The sequence below is a fragment of the Mycobacterium sp. 1081908.1 genome (assembly GCF_001673535.1).
Taxonomy (GTDB): Bacteria; Actinomycetota; Actinomycetes; order Mycobacteriales; family Mycobacteriaceae; genus Mycobacterium.
In genome coordinates this window covers 1-1,228 of the sequence record NZ_LZLY01000065.1, presented here as the reverse complement: position 1 = coordinate 1,228, position 1,228 = coordinate 1, and the positions used below count along the sequence as shown (strand labels likewise).

2 protein-coding genes are annotated in these 1,228 nt (G+C 65.9%); both read right to left on the bottom strand.

Annotation, left to right across the window (positions count from 1 at the left end):
- Positions 1 to 518: LLM class flavin-dependent oxidoreductase (locus A5655_RS09175; protein ID WP_156764786.1), on the bottom strand; the 518-nt coding region annotated here is incomplete at its 3' end.
- A gap of 91 nt (positions 519 to 609) precedes the next feature.
- Positions 610 to 1,228 (bottom strand): ATP-binding protein (locus A5655_RS28240; RefSeq protein ID WP_067008526.1); only part of this gene is annotated, 619 nt, incomplete at its 5' end.

Below are 1,228 nucleotides of genomic sequence, written 5' to 3'. Positions count from 1 at the left end.
GTCGGGGCCGGGGTCATCTTGGTCTTGGGAATGTCGTAGAACTCGCCGTGGAATTCGAAGTAGTCGCCGGTGGTGAGGCCTTGGATGATTTCGATGCATTCGTCCATGCGCTTGCCGCGCTTGGCAAATGGAACGCCCAGAAGTTCGTAGTCCTCGGGCCACGGACTGGTGCCGACCCCAAATCCCACCCGGTTGTCGGTCATGGCGGCCAGCGAACCGATTTGCTTGGCCACCAGCGCCGGCGGCCGGATCGGCAGCTTGAGGACGAAGAAGTTGAACCGCAGCGTCGACGTCACCGCCCCCAACGCCGATGTCAGCACGAAGGTTTCGATGAACTCCTTGCCGTCCAGGAATTCGCGGTTGCCGTCGGGTGTGTACGGATACTTTGAGTCGGACTCGAATGGGTAGGCGATGCTGTCGGCGATCGTCATAGCGTGATAGCCGGCCTCCTCGGCCGCCTTGGCCAGCGGGATGTAGTAGCGAAAGTCCGTCATCGCCTCTGCGTAGGTGAACCGCACGTCGTCCGCCTTCCTTGGGGGGCCGTCACACGAGATTAGAACGTGTTCTACTTTTACCCGCGGGCGGGTCCCCGAACAAGGCGCCAGCCGGTCAGAGCTGATTTTCGGGGCCGATGACGGCCCAGACCGTCTTGCCCGACGACGTCGGGGTGCTGCCCCAGGCGCGCGACAAGGCGTCGACGATCGCCAGGCCGGACACGTCGATGCCCTTGTCCGGCGACGGGAGTCGCAGCGCCGGTGTGCTGCTGGCGTCGGACACCGCGATGGTCGCCGTCGCGCCGTCGGTCTCGACCCGCATCATCGGGACGCTGCCGGTGTGTTCGAGCACGTTTTCCACGAACACGTTGACGACCACCAACGCGACCGGGATGAGCGCGGACTGCGACCACGCGGTCAGCCACTCCCGGACCAGCCGGCGTGACTCGCGAAGACTGGTCAGGTTGGCGGGCAGCTCGGCGTCGGCGTGCCGCACGGTGCGACTCGTGAGCCGATCGAGCGCCTTCAGCGCGGACTTCTCGGTCGCGTACACCGACATGAAGCGGGCCACCTCGCTCCGGGTGATCGCCTCGCGGGCGGCGCGATCCGCGCACACCAGCACTATCGGAACACCGGGCCGGGTGTGCGCCTGCCAGCGCACGCCGATGAAGCTCGACCAGGCCGATTCCGCGGGCACCTGCAGTTTGGAGACGTTGACGACGACGGCGGACGGC